Annotated in this window: 19 protein-coding genes; 3 read left to right on the top strand and 16 right to left on the bottom strand. The window is 43.5% G+C overall.

Annotation, left to right across the window (positions count from 1 at the left end):
• Positions 1-8: 8 nt before the first annotated feature.
• A complete protein-coding gene (locus A3774_RS08195; protein ID WP_067866034.1) occupies positions 9-611 on the top strand; it encodes a cysteine hydrolase family protein in 603 nt (200 codons plus the stop codon).
• A 74-nt stretch (positions 612-685) separates the two neighbouring features.
• Here A3774_RS08195 and A3774_RS08190 read toward each other — a convergent pair whose 3' ends face one another.
• The 7 genes from A3774_RS08190 to A3774_RS08160 all read right to left on the bottom strand — a co-directional run bounded on the left by A3774_RS08190 (position 686) and on the right by A3774_RS08160 (position 8,249).
• A complete protein-coding gene (locus A3774_RS08190) occupies positions 686-1,291 on the bottom strand; it encodes an SH3 domain-containing protein (RefSeq protein WP_067866032.1) in 606 nt (201 codons plus the stop codon).
• 9 nt (positions 1,292-1,300) lie between these two features.
• Complete coding sequence (gene parC, locus A3774_RS08185) at positions 1,301-3,577, bottom strand: DNA topoisomerase IV subunit A (RefSeq protein WP_067866029.1); 2,277 nt, start codon at positions 3,575-3,577, stop codon at positions 1,301-1,303.
• A gap of 117 nt (positions 3,578-3,694) precedes the next feature.
• Entirely contained in the window at positions 3,695-5,587 is a 1,893-nt protein-coding gene (gene parE, locus A3774_RS08180; RefSeq protein WP_067866026.1) for a DNA topoisomerase IV subunit B, read from the bottom strand.
• Between the two features lie 86 nt (positions 5,588-5,673).
• The gene (locus A3774_RS08175; protein ID WP_067866023.1) at positions 5,674-6,285 is read right to left on the bottom strand and encodes a YqiA/YcfP family alpha/beta fold hydrolase; all 612 of its coding nucleotides are present in this window, start codon (positions 6,283-6,285) and stop codon (positions 5,674-5,676) included.
• A 59-nt stretch (positions 6,286-6,344) separates the two neighbouring features.
• Positions 6,345-7,115 carry a metallophosphoesterase gene (locus tag A3774_RS08170; protein ID WP_067866020.1) on the bottom strand — a complete coding sequence of 257 codons (771 nt, stop codon included), beginning with the start codon at positions 7,113-7,115 and terminating at the stop codon, positions 6,345-6,347.
• The gene (locus A3774_RS08165; protein ID WP_067866017.1) at positions 7,108-7,551 is read right to left on the bottom strand and encodes a DUF1249 domain-containing protein; all 444 of its coding nucleotides are present in this window, start codon (positions 7,549-7,551) and stop codon (positions 7,108-7,110) included. The genes A3774_RS08170 and A3774_RS08165 overlap by 8 nt, the downstream gene beginning before the upstream one ends.
• Before the next feature lie 59 nt (positions 7,552-7,610).
• Positions 7,611-8,249 (bottom strand): NUDIX domain-containing protein, encoded by a 639-nt coding sequence (locus A3774_RS08160; protein ID WP_067866015.1) that lies wholly within the window; start codon positions 8,247-8,249, stop codon positions 7,611-7,613.
• Positions 8,250-8,392: 143 nt separating this feature from the next.
• Here A3774_RS08160 and A3774_RS08155 point away from each other — a divergent pair, with 143 nt between their 5' ends.
• Positions 8,393-8,743, top strand: a complete 351-nt coding sequence (locus A3774_RS08155) for a SulP family inorganic anion transporter (protein ID WP_067866012.1) — start codon at positions 8,393-8,395, stop codon at positions 8,741-8,743.
• Positions 8,744-9,029: 286 nt separating this feature from the next.
• On the opposite strand, the gene A3774_RS08150 is transcribed toward A3774_RS08155, so the two are convergent.
• From A3774_RS08150 to A3774_RS08115, 8 genes are all read right to left on the bottom strand, one after another.
• The gene (locus A3774_RS08150) at positions 9,030-10,844 is read right to left on the bottom strand and encodes a GGDEF domain-containing protein (RefSeq protein ID WP_067866008.1); all 1,815 of its coding nucleotides are present in this window, start codon (positions 10,842-10,844) and stop codon (positions 9,030-9,032) included.
• 83 nt (positions 10,845-10,927) lie between these two features.
• Positions 10,928-11,788, bottom strand: a complete 861-nt coding sequence (nfo, locus tag A3774_RS08145) for a deoxyribonuclease IV (protein ID WP_067866005.1) — start codon at positions 11,786-11,788, stop codon at positions 10,928-10,930.
• A 33-nt stretch (positions 11,789-11,821) separates the two neighbouring features.
• Entirely contained in the window at positions 11,822-12,286 is a 465-nt protein-coding gene (locus A3774_RS08140) for an NADAR family protein (RefSeq protein WP_067866002.1), read from the bottom strand.
• Between the two features lie 295 nt (positions 12,287-12,581).
• Positions 12,582-13,034: a hypothetical protein gene (locus A3774_RS08135; RefSeq protein ID WP_067865999.1), complete on the bottom strand. Its 453-nt coding sequence runs from the start codon at positions 13,032-13,034 to the stop codon at positions 12,582-12,584.
• Between the two features lie 131 nt (positions 13,035-13,165).
• On the bottom strand, positions 13,166-13,492 hold the full coding sequence (locus A3774_RS08130; protein WP_156473684.1) for a hypothetical protein: 327 nt from the start codon (positions 13,490-13,492) through the stop codon (positions 13,166-13,168).
• A gap of 117 nt (positions 13,493-13,609) precedes the next feature.
• Positions 13,610-13,987, bottom strand: coding sequence for a carboxymuconolactone decarboxylase family protein (locus A3774_RS08125; protein WP_067865993.1), 378 nt, complete (start codon positions 13,985-13,987; stop codon positions 13,610-13,612).
• 58 nt (positions 13,988-14,045) lie between these two features.
• Entirely contained in the window at positions 14,046-14,402 is a 357-nt protein-coding gene (locus A3774_RS08120) for a MerR family transcriptional regulator (protein WP_067865990.1), read from the bottom strand.
• A gap of 138 nt (positions 14,403-14,540) precedes the next feature.
• The gene (locus tag A3774_RS08115; protein ID WP_067865986.1) at positions 14,541-15,458 is read right to left on the bottom strand and encodes a LysR family transcriptional regulator; all 918 of its coding nucleotides are present in this window, start codon (positions 15,456-15,458) and stop codon (positions 14,541-14,543) included.
• Positions 15,459-15,561: 103 nt separating this feature from the next.
• Here A3774_RS08115 and A3774_RS08110 point away from each other — a divergent pair, with 103 nt between their 5' ends.
• Positions 15,562-16,305 carry an SDR family oxidoreductase gene (locus tag A3774_RS08110; protein ID WP_067865982.1) on the top strand — a complete coding sequence of 248 codons (744 nt, stop codon included), beginning with the start codon at positions 15,562-15,564 and terminating at the stop codon, positions 16,303-16,305.
• Positions 16,306-16,317: 12 nt separating this feature from the next.
• Here the strand turns inward: A3774_RS08110 and A3774_RS16610 are convergent, their stop codons facing one another.
• A complete protein-coding gene (locus A3774_RS16610; RefSeq protein WP_156473683.1) occupies positions 16,318-16,461 on the bottom strand; it encodes a hypothetical protein in 144 nt (47 codons plus the stop codon).
• Positions 16,462-16,690 lie beyond the last annotated feature (229 nt).

Genomic DNA, 16,690 nt, shown 5'->3' with positions numbered 1-16,690 from the left:
TATTTTATATGACAAGCTTAAGCACCATTCGCGACCTTGCTGGTCTAGGACATGAAGCAAGCTCAGTACAAGAATCCGCTTTGATTATTATTGATGCGCAAAACACCTATTGCGAAGGGATAATGAAACTGGAAGGTGTAGAAGAAGCCTTAGTAGAATGTAGAAAGCTTCTAGAGCGTTTCCGTAAAGCGGGCCGACCTATCTTCCACATTAGACACGATGCAGGCCCTGGAACACCTTACGATGTAAACGAACATATTGGTCAAATTACTGAAGTCGTAGCGCCTATAGAGGGTGAAGCAGTAATCACCAAAAACTACCCTAATTCATTTGCACAAACAGAGCTCAATGAATTACTTGAAAAGACTGGGGTTAAAAATCTGATATTGGTCGGATTTATGTCTCACATGTGCGTGAATTCAACCGCTCGTGCTGCATTCACATTAGGCTATAACCCTACAGTCGTCGCATCAGCAACGGCGACAAGAGCCCTACCTTCAAAAGTAACAGGAAAGGATGTTCCAGCGGCTCAAATCCAAGAAGCAGCACTGGCAGCACTTTCAGACCTACCATCAGCAGTTGTTCCTGCTATCAGTAATGTACCTGATTAATTAATCAACGAGCGCCGGTGCTACTAACCGGCGCTACAGTTAAAGCAGCCTGTACTGGTTCCCTTGCCTACAGGCTAATTAACCGTGCAATTATAATAAGCCACATTCAATCCCTTCGAACCCAATTGCTGCTTAAGCCCTGCTCTTAAACGCACAGTGTCCGCAACCCTACCATTTTGCAAAACATAGTTTTGGCTAACCTTCGCTTGAACGGGCTGTATATGCTCCTGACCAGAGGCCACAAAATCAGCCCAACAACTAACGAGAATACTCCCCTCAGACGCCGCTCTACTGCGTACACTAAAGTTTACATCCAAATAGCAGAGAGATTCCCCTGTAATCATAGACTGACCATCACAAACCGGCTGTTCTGCCGAAACCTTAATATTAAACTTAGAATTGCCACCCTCATTAGGGGTCAATGTTTGAGGCTTAATATAGTTGTTATGCACCCAACCTTTTACTTTTTGCTTATTAGGATCGAGATAAAAAATTTCTGACCACACACCGTCGCGCTGGGTTTCAAGCACAAGCTGATTTCTTTCTGCTTTGGTAATCACATCCCATGTAAAATCTGGACCTTGTCGTACATTTAGCGAGTCAACTATAACCATATAAAAATTCATGGCCATTGCACTATTCGCAACAAGAACCAACCAACAGCAAATAAGCAGCTTCATCAATTGTTACTATTCCTCACCTTCTACCGCTTCCGTCTGTGAACGCTCCACATCCAAGCTATCCACCCGTTGATAACCACGCGGGAGCTTATTGCCCCGTCGACCACGTTCACCACGATAATGTTCTATATCTGAAGGTTTCAATTTCAGATGCTGTCGACCTGCATGAACCAATAAGGTGTCATCTGCCGATAAAATAGCAATAGCTACCACCAGCTCCTCTCTACTTGCTGCACGAGCAGAAGGTATATTGATAACCTTATTCCCTTTACCTTTCACCAACTCCGGTAACTCTGCCACAGGGAAGACCAAGAGACGTCCCTCATTGGTTACTGCAGCCAATAGATTTGAAGTATCACTCACAAGTGCGGGTGCTAAGATCTGAGCATTTTTAGGCAGCGTCAATGCCGCTTTACCATTTTTGGTTTTACTGGTGAGGTCACTAATCTTAGTAATAAAGCCATAACCTGCATCCGAAGCCATTAAGACCTTATCGCTGTCTTTACCCGCGATTGCCGCATCAACCGTAGAGCCCTTCGGCAAGGTAATACGGCCAGTAATAGGCTCTCCTTGCCCTCGCGCAGAGGGTAGGTTATGTGTATCAATCGTAAAACTTCGCCCCGTTGTATCAAAAAGAATCGTTGGCTGATTCGTTCGACCTTTACATTCAAGTTTAAAAGCGTCACCTGACTTATAATTTAAACCCGCACCATCAATATCATGACCTTTCGCAGCACGCACCCAGCCTTGTTTAGATATCACCACAGTAACAGGATCTGAAGTTAATAGATCTTTCTCACTGAACGCTTGCGCTTCTTCCCGTTCAACAATTGGCGAGCGACGATCATCACCATAAACCTCAGCCGCTTCTTTTAGTTCCTGCTTGATTAACTTACGCATTTTACTGTCAGAACCCAGTATCGCTTCTAACTTCTTACGCTCTTCATCCAGCTCATTTTGCTCAGACTGAATTTTAAACTCTTCTAGTTTTGCTAAATGGCGCAGTTTTAAGTCAAGAATCGCATCGGCTTGAATCTCTGTTAAGCCAAAGCGCTTCACAAGCTCGGCCTTAGGGTTATCTTCATGACGAATAATGGCAATAACCTCATCGATATTGAGGTAAGCGACCATTAAACCTTCAAGAATATGCAACCTATCAAGAACTTTTTCCAAACGATATTGTAAGCGCTTACGTACTATTGTTGTTCGCCATTCCAACCACTCGACCAAAATCTGGCGCAAATTCTTAACTTGAGGGTTACCATCAACACCGATCATATTCATATTAACGCGATAGGTGCGTTCTAAATCAGTGGAGGCAAATAAATGCGCCATCAGCTGTTCTATATCAACACGATTAGAACGAGGAATAATCACTAACCGAGTCGGGTTTTCATGATCTGACTCATCCCGTAGATCACTCACCATCGGCAGTTTTTTCTGCTGCATCTGAGCCGCGATCTGCTCCAGTACTTTAGCACCAGATACCTGATGAGGCAGTGCGGTAATAACAATTTCACCCTGCTCCTTCATATAAACTGCACGCATACGTACAGAACCACGGCCAGTCTCATAGATCTGTCGAAGATCGCGGCGCGAGGTGATAATTTCAGCATCCGTTGGCATATCAGGGCCGGGAACAAACTCACAAAGCTCATCAAGGTCTGCACGAGGATTATCTAGCAGATGAATACACGCACGGGTCACTTCATTTAAGTTATGGGGAAGAATATCGGTCGCCATACCAACAGCAATACCTGTTGTACCATTAAGCAGCACATTAGGTAGACGGGCCGGTAGAATCATTGGCTCCTGCATTGTGCCATCGAAGTTAGGCGCCCACTCCACTGTTCCTTGTGCCACTTCAGCCAAGAGAACTTCCGAATAAGGAGACAAACGTGATTCGGTATAACGCATGGCCGCGAATGATTTAGGATCATCCTGTGAGCCCCAGTTCCCCTGACCATCAACTAAGGGATAGCGGTAACTAAACGGCTGCGCCATCAAAACCATCGCCTCATAACAAGCAGAGTCACCATGGGGATGGAATTTACCAAGCACGTCACCCACTGTACGGGCAGATTTTTTATACTTCGCCGTCGCTTTTAAACCCAGCTCCGACATTGCATAAACTATTCGGCGCTGTACCGGTTTCATGCCGTCACCAATATGAGGCAAAGCACGATCAAGGATAACGTACATGGAGTAATCCAAATACGCTTTCTCCGTAAAATCTCTAAGTGCTAAGCGCTCATGACCATCTTCGAACGTTGTTTTTACCGTCATATCTACGTGTTACCGCTTATCAATATCTGTTTCATTAATGAGTGAGGGCTTAAAACTGAAACACCACTGTTTTAAATCACCCCACTGACAGTCACTATTAAACCTAAATTTTTAGGCTTAAATATCCGCCAAGTTACCTTTACTCTGCAGCCACTCTTTACGATCACTTGAACGCTTCTTAGCCAGCAACATATCCATCATCTCGTTGGTGCCATCACCTGGGGCAACCGTCAATTGAACTAAACGGCGGGTATCTGGTGACATAGTGGTCTCACGCAATTGTAAGGGGTTCATCTCACCTAGACCTTTGAAACGCTGCACCCCGATTTTAGCGTTTTTACGTTCGGCACGAATACGCTCCATAATGCCATCACGTTCCGCATCATCTAGCGCGTAATAAACCTCTTTCGCCACATCAATACGGTAGAGCGGCGGCATGGCCACAAAGACATGCCCTTCACTAACAAGATGCTTAAAATGCCTAACAAAAAGCGCACAGAGAAGTGTCGCGATATGCAAACCATCAGAGTCGGCATCGGCTAAAATACAGACTTTACCGTAGCGTAGCCCTTCTAAATTATCCGAGCCGGGCTCAACACCAATAGCAACCGATATGTCGTGAATTTCTTGGGAACCAAGGACTTCGCTGGGATCAACTTCCCACGAGTTAAGAATCTTACCACGCAAGGGCATAATAGCCTGAAACTCACGTTCACGGGCTTGCTTTGCAGAACCGCCCGCAGAATCACCCTCCACGAGAAATAGCTCCGACTGCATAGTATCCGCACCCGAACAATCCGCTAATTTACCGGGCAGTGCGGGTCCTTGGGTAACCTTTTTACGGATAACTTTTTTATTAGAGCGCATTCGTTTTTGCGCATTGGCGATGATAACTTCAGCTAGCTGCTCGCCCTCCTCTACATGGCGATTAAGCCACAAAGAGAACGCATCTTTAATCGCGCCCGAGATAAAAGCAGCAATTTGACGGGTAGAAAGACGCTCTTTTGTTTGCCCTGCGAACTGCGGATCCTGCATTTTCGCAGATAGCACATAACAGCACTTATCCCAGACATCATCAGCGGTGAGCTTAACGCCCCGTGGCAGTAAGCTACGGAACTCACAGAACTCGCGCATCGCCTCCAACAAGCCGGTACGAAGCCCATTAACATGAGTACCACCTTGAGCCGTAGGTATGAGGTTCACATAGCTTTCGCAGGTCATTTCGCCACCTTCAGGTAGCCACTGCACAGCCCATTCCACAGCGTCTTCTTCACCTTGTAGCGATCCAGAAAACGGTTCGACAGGCAAAGATTCAAAAACTTGCGTGGTACCTTTTAGGTAATCGATCAAACCATCTTCGTAATACCACTCCTCTTTCTCGCGCTTAGCGCCAGTCAAATCAGTAAAGGTTACTTTTAAGCCGGGACAAAGTACCGCTTTAGCGCGTAAATTATGCTTTAAACGGGTAATGCTATATTTAGGTGAATCAAAATACTGAGGATCCGCTAGAAAACGAACGGTTGTACCGGTATTACGTTTACCACAGGTATCAATGATCTCAAGATCTGATACTTTTTCACCGTCAGCAAAACCAATGCGATAGACCTGCCCATCACGACGCACCTGCACTTCTAGCAATTTTGACAGGGCATTAACAACTGAAACACCTACCCCATGAAGACCACCGGAATAGTTGTAGTTATCGTTGTTGAATTTACCCCCCGCATGGAGTTTACAAAGAATCAGCTCCACACCACTCACCCCCTCTTCCGGGTGAATATCGACAGGCATACCACGACCATCATCAGTCACACTTAACGAGTTGTCCTTATTGAGAACGACATCGATCTGCTTGGCATGGCCAGCCAACGCCTCATCCACCGAGTTATCGATGACTTCTTGCGCTAGATGGTTAGGACGATCTGTCTCGGTATACATCCCTGGACGACGTCTTACCGGATCTAACCCACTTAAAACCTCAATGGAACCAGCATCATATTGCTTGGACATCAATCGTATTTCCTGTTGCTATGCTTGCTATGTATCACTCTAAAGCTCATATAACCAAAACTAAGCTTTACTCACGATGATTAAATTCATACTAACTTAAGGTCTGGCAACTCGATCCTTCCTTTAGCAAAAGCTAAAATACTAGGGATCATGCTTTCAAACTGTTCAAAACCGTGGCAACCACCCGCTTGTACAAACTGCGGTGTTTCAGAGAACTTATCCACAGCTTCGCGATAATCTAATGTTTCATCCCCGGTCTGAACAAGCAATAGATATGAATCAGGTTTCTTAACCTGTTCACAGTTAATCGCTAACAATTGCTCTAAATGCTGCTCTGTCAGCTCATACTTTTCGCCACTATAAAGGTTTTCATTCGCCCCTAAATACTGGGGTAGCAGCTCAAACGGTCTAATGGAGGGGTTAATTAGCACAGTACGAACATGAGCATAATGCTCAGTTAACCATGTGCTGTAGTATCCGCCCAATGAACTGCCCAATAATATAACCAGACGCTGCTGATGCTGCTCTACTAGGGATTTCAACGTCTCCATAGCCTCAGCAGGCCAGTGCGATAAGGTTGGCACAAGCACCTGATCAGCACAGCCCTTATTTTGCATATACTGCAAAAACAACTGCGCTTTCATCGACTTTGGCGAGCTATTAAAACCATGTACGTAAATAAAGATTGGTTTATTCATTTTCGTCCTCTGAACAAGAACTTACCGGAGGGGGAAGGTTGGTGCAATACCCATCTAAATTAGGATATTAACCGAACCACTTCTGATTGAATCTTACCATCATCATAAAGCTGGATACGACGGTAAGCAGGCCCCATAAAACGGGGGTCATCTTCTGTAATTGCAGATGCAGAGAATGGTTTGAATTGTGGCGCAGTAGCAGGGCAAGCCAATAACTTCACATTGCCCCGATGTTGCTGAAACTCTTGATGTACATGGCCAAAAACAACCCCTTTGACTTGTGAATAAGTATCAAGCAAAGCCCAGAACGCCTTGTGATTTGCCAAACCAATTCTATCCATCCACTCACTTTGCACCGTTACAGGATGGTGATGTAACACCAGTAAAACATGCTGTTGCTCGGTCAGTATTGCAAGCTGGGTATTTAAGAAATCGAGTTCCTCTGGACTGAGTGCACCCCCGCCTCGGCCATCAGGCTGCGATGTACTATCGAGTAGAATAATGCGCCAATCACCACGCACAATCACTTTCTGGTTGTAACCAAGATCAGAAAAACGGACCATTTCATCTAATAAATCGTGATTACCGGGAATCCAATGGGCAGGGAAAGGCAAACCCTGTAAACATGACGATAAACGATCATAAGCGGCTGGAGCATGATGAGTTAGATCCCCTGTTAATAGGAGGAAATCTGCACTTTCTTGCTCTATTTGATGGATAACCTGTTGAAACCTAGCTTCTACATTAGCGCCCCGCATTAAACAAGAGGGCTCCTGTTGTAGATGCATATCAGTTACTTGCAGTAACCTAATGGAACGATCACTAGCCACTGTACACTGTCTCCATAGAGTGACCATAGCTTAGGCACTCGTTTAACCACTCGCCTAGATATTCATTGAGCTGAAGTTTTTCATCGGGCAGGTGCATATTACGATTAGGATAGGGATAAACGCCCTCTAACTGTTTACGACGCTGCATACAGATTACTTCTGCCATTGAGGCATCATGATAAAGGCGCACCACCAACCCTGGGGACTCTAACCATGGAGAACTGGTTTCATAACGGTGGCTAACCAGAACTGTAGACGTATATTTAAAACGCTCATCCACTCTGAGACGCAGGTAAGCGCAATGCTCCGGCCAGCTGACCTGGAACTCCCGCTCATCACAACTATCCAGATCAGGCAGAAGTTTCATAATGCGCGCATAGTTAGCTTCACATTGTGACATCTGCCTTGTTAGATCTGGAATATATTTACGTTTCATACATCTCAACTGTCTTATTAGAATGTTCACAACGGCAACTGGACTATAAGATCACTTGTTTAGCTAGACCAGCGTTTATCGACATCAGCTTTATTTAACTGTAACCACTGTAACGCGATCATTGCCGGTGCGTTATTAATCTTACCACTCTTCACTAATTCAAACGCTTTATCAACCGGGATCTTATGTACCTTGATATCTTCACCTTCATGAGGAAGACCATGGATTCCTTCTACATCCCTCGAATCCACACTAGCACAAAGCAGATCAATATACTCACGCGTACCCCCAGAGCTTGGGACAAAACGGCTAATACTCACAACCTCTCCCAACTGAGCTCCGGCCTCCTCCTCAGACTCACGCCGCGCTACATCTTCGGCGCTTTCACCCTGTTCAACAATCCCTGCCACCAGCTCTAAAAGCCAAGGCCCTTCTGGATTATCAAAGACCCCTACTCGAAACTGCTCAACTAATACGACCACCTGTTCATTCGCATCATAAAGTAAAACACAAACAGCATCGTCACGATAAAACAACTCCCGTTGGATACTAATCGAATCACCAGCAAATGTTTTATGGGTTAGATGAAGCTTCAGCATTTTAAAAAAACCATCGTAAAGTGATTCTTGCTTATCAATGCGGAAATCTTGTTGGTTATAGGTGGATTGCCAACCATCCGGTACGGAATGTTTAGACATATCTTAATCCCTGTCATGACTAATAGAAAAATCAACTATAGCAATCACTAGCCTCATAGCTAGATCAATCCATATAACCACTTGATATATACTTATACCTATATTGATATAATTGCTATAACCGTTGTCACTTAGATTATAAGATGCAATTCTGGGCCGAGCTATTCCCTATTTTGGGCTGGTTAAAGAACTATCAACGCCAAACCTTTATCAGCGATTTAATAGCCAGTATTATCGTTTCTATACTGCTGATCCCCCAATCCATGGCTTACGCTATTCTGGCTGGGCTTCCGCTTGGATACGGCCTTAATGCCAGCATTCTACCGCTGCTTATATACTCGCTCTTAGGCAATAGTCGCTCCCTTGCTGTAGGGCCAGTCGCTATAGCCTCACTTATGGTAAATACCTCAGTTAGCCAAATCGCTCCCCAAGGAGGAGTTGAATACCTCAATGCCGAGATCAACTTATCAAACTTAATATTCCCCAAGACTTAGCCCAACCAATCAGTAAAGCAGGCCCCATGTTTGCGTTACTGATGGGCTCAATTGTCGTTTGATATTTTCACCTTGATCAAGCATCAGCGGTGCAAACCGTAGGGACGATTCCACAGCCTCCCACTTCCAAGCGATTCATATTGATATAGAGTTATGGAAACAGTTGATTACACCCGCCCTACTGATCGCCTTAATTGGATTTTTAGAAAGCGTATCTGTCGGTACTGTTATCATCTGGAAACATCTATTTTACAACCGACCACGCTATGCGCGAGATTGCAGGCATCTAGATACTACATGCTGCAACTGGTAACTTTTTAAGATCGCCACCGGTAGAGCGGCGTTGGGAAACAAATAAAGTACTATCCACTCCCCGTTTCGCCTCTTTTTTAGCCATAGCCGCCAACTCAGCAACTTCATGATAACTATCACATTTGTAAGGGTCTGGATGCACCACTCCGATAGCTAAACCCAACAATGGAAAGAAAGAACGCACACCTTTTCGATCAGTGGACCAGATCCCTTCCGTCTGAAGATCTTTAGGTAGATAAAACCCTCTTACCTCTTGATCAAACTCCCGAATAATACGTTCACAGCTTAATTGCCAACCCGGTGAGCGGAAAATCACAACAAAATCATCGCCACCTACATGACCAATAAAATTCTTATCGCTATTAATAAAACGGGTAAGCAGATCACCCAGAAAACGGATCACTTGATCACCTTTTGAATAACCATAGCAATCATTAAAGGGTTTAAAGTTATTGAGATCAAAATAAGCAACATGAAAATCTGCGGTGCTTTTTAACAGAGAATCCACCTCATTATTAATCGGCACATTCCCAGGTAGCAAAGTTAAAGGGTTCGCATACTGAGCATTTTGGATCTTCAAAGCGGTTAAACGTTTTAATAAATCACGAAGATTGCCCATACCTAAGTAACAATCACTTTCAGTAATAATAATATCTTGCTGTAAAGCGCTACTTTCCTGATCTGTCACTAAGCGCGAGACTTCCACTAAACTTAATTGGCTATCAACAAGCAGAACATCTTCACTCAAAATACGTGAGGCCGGCTTTTTCTCATATAACGCACGGCCATACTGGGTGGAAAACAGCTCCAATAGGTCGGATTTTTTCACTACACCTAAAGGGGTTCCATCCCTTATAACAGGCAGCGCGCCGACTTCTGGATGCAATCTAAATTGCTCACTCACAAATAGCACTGTATCTTCGGGTGCCACCGCTGGAGTTTGACGTAAAAGAGAGATCGCTGTTTCGTCTTGAGCCATATTAACCATAGCATCGCAACAAATCGGATCGCTAATACCTTCAGCACTCCATGTAGGTTGAGGCTCTGGACTGGGGTAACCCAGATAAAAACCTTGGCCTATATTAATCCCTAATTCCATAAGGGTTGCGACCTCTTCCTTGCGTTCTATCCCTTCGGCAATAACCTTACAGCCAGTTGCAGTACTTATATTATAAATAGCCCGCACAAACTCCCGCTTCACTGGATCAGTATCAATATGGGACACAAAATGACGATCAATCTTCACATATTCAGGATTTAATTCGGACCAGAGTTTTAAGCCAGAGTAGCCGGTCCCTAAATCATCCACAGCCACTTGAAACCCCATATTGCGGTAGTACTCAACCGCATTATGTGTCAGCCCTTGTTTATCAAACGGATGTTGTTCTGACAGCTCGATCACTATATCAGAGATAGATATACCCAACTTTTGCAAAAGTTCCGACGTAAAACCTTCCGTATGTTCTGGCGTACCCAACAATGAAGCGCTTATATTCAGAAATAACTTCCCGCCCGGTTTTAGCTCGGCAAAACGCTCTAAAGAGCAACGACGGGACAAGAGTTCTAAGGTATGTAATAAATTATTTTCAATCGCTGTTTGGAAAAGAGCACCAGGAGAAGCCATTGCACTGCCGGAAGGGCCTCGTATTAAAGCCTCATGCCCAATCACTTCACCCTTTTTTAAATCGACTATAGGCTGAAAATGTGGATATAAAGACTCGGTCTCCAAAATCTCTAACAACAACTTCTGGCGCATATCTGCGCCGACTTCATCAGTTGCACATAACATAGGTCAATCACATAGTAAAAATGAAGCGCCTAGGCTACCCCCTCTTTATTACATTTGAGTGAAAATGTTTAATTCCTTTTACACTAAGTATCTATCGAAAACTGCCTTAAAAGTTGAATTTCATCTTGCCAGATCGTTTCATCAATTGTTTCTAACACTAATGGGATACCGCGAAAACGGTCATCTTGCATAATAAAACGAAACACATCTAAACCAATTTCACCTTGGCCAAGACTATGATGGCGATCAAGACGAGAGCCTAATTTCCCCTTCGAATCATTAAGATGCATCCCTTTTAAATACTGAAAACCAACGATCTTTTCAAACTGCTCAAAAACATCAGCACAGCTATCTAAGGAGCGAATATCGTAGCCCGCAGCAAACATATGGCAGGTATCAATACAGACTCCCACGCGAGACTTATCCTCTACCTGATCAATGATCGCAGCTAATTGTTCGAAGCTATAGCCTAAGTTACTGCCCTGCCCTGCGGTATTTTCGATAACCGCCGTAACACCGTGGCTTTGTGCCAATGCCCAATTAATTGAATCGGCGATTTTAGCTATACACTCAGCTTCAGAGATCGTGCGAAGATGGCTACCGGGATGGAAGTTAAGATAAACCAATCCCAGTTGTTCACAACGTTTCAATTCATCCAGAAAAGCCTCACGGGACTTTTGTAAAGCTTCCGCCTCTGGATGACCTAAATTGATTAAATAGGAGTCATGTGGAAGGATCTGTTCAGGTTTAAAACCCGCTGCTTTACACTGCTGTTTAAACGCTTCAATCGTCTTCGGCTCAAGCTCCTTAGCCATCCAACGACGTTGGTTTTTAGTAAACAGAGCAAATGCATTAGCACCTAGTTTTTGAGCATTTAACGGCGCATTCTGTACACCGCCCGACGCGCTCACGTGGGCACCCACGTAATAAGGTTGTTGATTCATCTAGGTTGTCACTCGTAATAATAGGGTGAAAAGCTAGTTAAGCTCTGCTCGAAGCTTTTCTCTAATATCCATCAACATCTGACCAAAGGCATTCGTCGCCCGCATATCACGGCCACTGCCCCAGAAATAGTCATATTGGCTCACATCCGCTATATCAATCTCACCGGTATCCAACAAGGTTTGAGCAATGTCTGGATAGGTACGGCACTTTATGTAAGTACCGCGGGTCATAAAGATCACTTTAACCTTATCCCAGTCTTTGCGCTTTTGATGTTTTTTACTTTTACCTAAGCTCGCCGCATCCTTTGGGGTCGGCGCTAGGCGGATCTGTTCACGGTACTCCGCATCCCCAAACTTCATCGCCTGATAGTAATGCTCCACCGACGGCCATTCACAGCCCTCTAACTCAAAGGGATGTTTCGAGTATGAAGCCAAAGGATTATCAGGATCGGTCCGCGTTAACGTAAAAAGCTTTTTCTCTTTTTTACCAAAAAACATGACGGGCATCCTAATTATTCAAAAGTAAGAAAAATATACCGCGTTTAGGTGGGCTAGGCACTCTTAAATGCGAGCAAGACTGGGGTTAAATAATAGGAACAGGGTGATGATATCACTCAATTGGAAAACGCCTACACTAAAATGCCTGCCCAGAAACGACGTTCAAGGCAAGCGGTCTAACCTTTACTTACTCTACCACCAGACAACAAAAAACCGCTTATTCGTTGGAGAACGCAGCTATTTTTAAAACCTGTTTATCCTAGCTTAACCGAAAAAGGAATAAAGAATGCCGCTGTTATCCATGCTTACGCGTTAAAAATAGAAAAGCACCGAGTGATGCCAATAACAGAGCCGTACTTGATATGATGGCTACGGGGTAATACAAGTTACCAGCGAGATCTAACTGACTGTATTTAATGACCATAATCAACCCCTCTAAAGATAATGCGATACATACGGTACCAATAAACCTAGGAATCGTTCTTCTTAAACTTTCAACTGCATCACCATCTTCTTCCGCTTCTGAATATTCTCGATTTATTACTAACGCCAACTCAAAAACAGCTAAAGCAATAATCCCTGTATTAATTCCGCTCAAGAAAATTTGAGTTATCTCCTCACCGATAAGAATGCTAGAAATCACCGATTGCGCTAGCGAGAAAATCATTGCTAAAGCCATTCCCAAGAAAATGAATGTAAATAGCTTCGCCATAACAAAACGTACTTTATTAGTAATATCGTTACTCATATTGTTCCTTATTAAATATATAACGTACAAAAAATTTGGAGCAGCTAACCCAGTAGCTATACATGTCCTAAGCCCTAGACTTTCCTGCTGTTATTACTAAATAAACAAAGCAAGCGCTAACGCATTGTGAATTATTTAATATCTGAAATGCTATATTGTCTTGCGCCATGATTGCCAATAGTTGGCGCACTATTTTTGGGAATAAATAGCTCTCTATGCGTACCTTTATCGTACGTCAAACTAACAGTAAAACGATTAGCATATTCGCAAGACCTTAAATCAATTTCTGTGCCTGCATCTATACTCATACCTTGAGCCTCAATAGCTTTACCCAGAGTATGCACATATGGCTTTGAACATAATAAATCAAAGCTGGGCGAATTTGCCCACCAACCACCGATAAAACCAATAGATAGAAAGACTACCGATAGCACTGTAGTTAGCATGATTTTTTTCACCTAACACCTCTTTAAAAATAAATAGCCTTGCTTCACAGACATATAAAACCATAGAGTCAGATCTTATATTCAAAGAACTCTCAACTGTTGCAACAAGCAAGACCTGACCCCACCGTGTTATCCCCGTCGTTCAGAGAGCACTTCTTTGAATGCAAACATACCATTTAGTGCTGCGGGGAAACCTGCATAGACTGACATTTGTATAATCACTTCTTTCAGCTCTATCTCTGAACAGCCGACATTAAGAGCTGCATGTAAATGAACTTTTAGTTGCTGCATGCAATTACCCATTGCAGTTAATGCTGAAACAGTAGCTAATTCTCTTGATCTCAAATCTAACCCTGGACGGGAATAAATATCTCCAAACGGATATTCAATTGTGTATTTGCCCAAATCAGGACAAATATCTTGTAGACTATCGATAACTTTTTGCCCAGCTTCACCATCAATTTCTGATAATAGCTCTAACCCTTTGTCAAAACGTGAATTTTCCATTTTGTGTGCTCCTTTTTATGAATACGAGCACACTCTACTAGTTAGAGTTAACTCTAAGTCAACCTACTTCACCACTTTTGTATAAATCAATTTTCGTGTTCAATGCTTTCAGGTGCTCATTTTGCTGCCTGATATGCTTTATTAGATTTTCTTGATGTTTTTCTAGAAGCTCTTGCCGCTCTTTTACTGTTTGAGCACCCAACTCTCTTAAAGAGGCATATTTTTTAATCTCTTCAAGGGGCATGCCTGTGTCTTTAAGACGTTTAATGAAATTTACCCAAATAATATCTTTTTCTGTAAACCAACGATGGCCACTAGCGTTCCGAGAAACACCCCGTAACAAACCAATTTTTTCGTAATATCTAATCGTATAAGGCGACATCTCTGTTATTTCAGAAAATTTATTAATATTCATACAACTCTCGAAAGTATCTACAAATCGTGGGGCACTCTGTCACCTTCCCCCTAAACACCAACGTAACCTTACTGCGTCCGAATGCTTTGACTTACTATAAGTCTCAACATTATGACTGGATCAAAAATATATAATTATTTAACTGTCTGAGCTCAAAATCGGCACCATGTATTCGGAAGAGTAGTTAATTAAATGACGCAAACGACTGGGTAAATTTCGTGTTGATGGATAGACCACATGGGCGGGAATAGCTTGAGGCCTCCAACTGGGAAGTACAGAAATAAGTCGTTTAGAAATAAGATCTTCCTGGATCAACCAAGTTGGCAATAACGCAATGCCCAACCCCATTCGAACAGCTTCCCGAATACTCGTAACGCCTTCCGTTGCAAGTACGGATGATACCGAAATTGACTGTTTTTCGCCTTTTCTATCGTACAACACCATATTATTGGTATTACTGAATTGGCTCCCTTTTAACGTGACCCAAGGCCATGATTCTATATCTGCAGGTGATTTAACCTCCCGACCCTGCAAAAGCTTAGGAGAACAAACAATAAGCCGCTGGATACTCCCTATCTGTTTTGCGATGATACTGTCGTCAGTAATATTTCCCGCGATGATTCCGATATCATAACCTTCCTCAATCATACGAATCGGCCGATTTGAATAAGACAGATCAATGGTAATACAAGGGTTTTCTGCAATAAAACTAGTAATCATTCGACTTACAACAGACTGCCCAAAATCTATGGTCGCAAAAAAGCTTATGTGACCTTTTAATTGTGCCTGCTCTGCATGCAATCTAGTGTCTGATTCTTCGACAAGTCCAATTATAGATTTGGCATCAGCAAGTACTTGATGACCTGCCTGAGTCAGGCTCATTCGACGTGTATCTCGTTGGAGCAGTGTTGTACCCGCTTTACTTTCCAGTGCTCTGAGGTGCCGACTAACCGTAGGTTGAGTCGTCTTCAGCCTACGTGCAGCAGCCGACAAACTACCGCACTCAACCACAAGAACAAAAGTACGTAATAGTGAAACATCATCGAATACACTCATTCGAATATCGTATATCAATTATTTTATTTATGCATCTTCTGAATATTTCTGATACATGCAATAGTTTTCATTGTCGCAAATAAAACAAGTATGAGGTGTATATATGAGTATTCAATCAGCCAGTAAAGTCGCCGTTGTCACTGGTTCGTCTCGAGGTATTGGCGCTGCTATTGCAACATCACTTGCAACTACTGGATTCCGAGTGGTTGTTAATTATATAAACAATGAGATAGAAGCGAATCATGTGGTTTCTAAAATTGAGCGTAAGGGTGGTCAAGCTGTTGCTATCAGGGCTAACGTATCTGTAACTGCTGAAGCATCTGCACTCTTTGATCAAGCTGCAGCCTTATTTGGTGGTGTGGACATACTCATAAACAACGCTGGCATCATGCAGTTATCACCTATCGCTGACATGGATGACTCAAGCTTCGATAAGCAGATAGCGATCAATCTGAAAGGAACATTCAACACACTGCGGCTTGCCGCGAATCGACTGCGTGAAGGTGGGCGAATTGTTAACCTTTCCAGCAGCGTAGTTGGCCTAAAACTAGAAACTTATGGTGTTTATGCCGCAACAAAATCCGCTGTAGAGTCTCTTACAGCCATATTATCGAAAGAGCTGCGCGGTCGAAAAATAACTGTCAATGCCGTCGCCCCTGGACCAACAGCGACAGACCTTTTCCTAGAAGGGAAACCTTCTCATATAATTGAAAAACTATCCAAGATGCCCCCATTGGAGCGCTTAGGTGATCCTGATGATATTGCGAAAACCGTATCTTTCCTAGCCAGTAGCGACGGAGAATGGATAAACGGTCAAGTGCTGCGTGTAAATGGCGGGATAGTGTAATTTTTAACCACGTTAGTCATGAGGGGAATCAAGTTGATCCACGAGCATAGACTGAAGATCGGTGCCACGACGGAATAAGTAAGGTAGGCGCTGCTCATTTAAGAATGAGTAATCCACGGATACCAGCATGAAAACCGACGAAATTACCGGCCTCATTCGATGCATTAACTCTATTTAGTTAGACAAAAAGGCTTTGAACGAAAAAGCAGGTACAACTGTGTTTAAACTTGACAGTGGGAGTCATACCAACGCCTCAATAACCGGCGCAGCTTTGCTGCGTCCGGCGCCGTAGGCGCGAAGTTGATTGATTTGTGTACGCCCAGCATGGGCATGAACTAATGAGGTGAAAGTCCTCTGTAGGAAGGTCACCATCCATAGCGATTTA

Origin of the sequence: Neptuniibacter marinus, assembly GCF_001597725.1 — a bacterium.
In the GTDB taxonomy this organism is placed as follows: domain Bacteria; phylum Pseudomonadota; class Gammaproteobacteria; order Pseudomonadales; family Balneatricaceae; genus Neptuniibacter; species Neptuniibacter marinus.
The sequence above is the reverse complement of the archived record's forward strand: the minus strand, read 5'-3'. Positions and strand labels throughout refer to the sequence as shown.

Bases quoted from the DNA above. Each gene is read 5' to 3' on its own strand.
- A3774_RS08195 (WP_067866034.1), top strand. From the start codon at position 9: ATGACAAGCTTAAGCACCATTCGCGACCTTGCTGGTCTAGGACATGAA.
- A3774_RS08190 (WP_067866032.1), bottom strand. From the start codon at position 1,291: ATGAAGCTGCTTATTTGCTGTTGGTTGGTTCTTGTTGCGAATAGTGCA.
- parC (WP_067866029.1), bottom strand. From the start codon at position 3,577: ATGACGGTAAAAACAACGTTCGAAGATGGTCATGAGCGCTTAGCACTT.
- parE (WP_067866026.1), bottom strand. From the start codon at position 5,587: ATGTCCAAGCAATATGATGCTGGTTCCATTGAGGTTTTAAGTGGGTTA.
- A3774_RS08175 (WP_067866023.1), bottom strand. From the start codon at position 6,285: ATGAATAAACCAATCTTTATTTACGTACATGGTTTTAATAGCTCGCCA.
- A3774_RS08165 (WP_067866017.1), bottom strand. From the start codon at position 7,551: ATGAAACGTAAATATATTCCAGATCTAACAAGGCAGATGTCACAATGT.
- A3774_RS08160 (WP_067866015.1), bottom strand. From the start codon at position 8,249: ATGTCTAAACATTCCGTACCGGATGGTTGGCAATCCACCTATAACCAA.
- A3774_RS08155 (WP_067866012.1), top strand. From the start codon at position 8,393: ATGCAATTCTGGGCCGAGCTATTCCCTATTTTGGGCTGGTTAAAGAAC.
- A3774_RS08150 (WP_067866008.1), bottom strand. From the start codon at position 10,844: ATGTTATGTGCAACTGATGAAGTCGGCGCAGATATGCGCCAGAAGTTG.
- nfo (WP_067866005.1), bottom strand. From the start codon at position 11,788: ATGAATCAACAACCTTATTACGTGGGTGCCCACGTGAGCGCGTCGGGC.
- A3774_RS08140 (WP_067866002.1), bottom strand. From the start codon at position 12,286: ATGTTTTTTGGTAAAAAAGAGAAAAAGCTTTTTACGTTAACGCGGACC.
- A3774_RS08135 (WP_067865999.1), bottom strand. From the start codon at position 13,034: ATGAGTAACGATATTACTAATAAAGTACGTTTTGTTATGGCGAAGCTA.
- A3774_RS08125 (WP_067865993.1), bottom strand. From the start codon at position 13,987: ATGGAAAATTCACGTTTTGACAAAGGGTTAGAGCTATTATCAGAAATT.
- A3774_RS08120 (WP_067865990.1), bottom strand. From the start codon at position 14,402: ATGAATATTAATAAATTTTCTGAAATAACAGAGATGTCGCCTTATACG.
- A3774_RS08115 (WP_067865986.1), bottom strand. From the start codon at position 15,458: ATGAGTGTATTCGATGATGTTTCACTATTACGTACTTTTGTTCTTGTG.
- A3774_RS08110 (WP_067865982.1), top strand. From the start codon at position 15,562: ATGAGTATTCAATCAGCCAGTAAAGTCGCCGTTGTCACTGGTTCGTCT.
- A3774_RS16610 (WP_156473683.1), bottom strand. From the start codon at position 16,461: ATGAGGCCGGTAATTTCGTCGGTTTTCATGCTGGTATCCGTGGATTAC.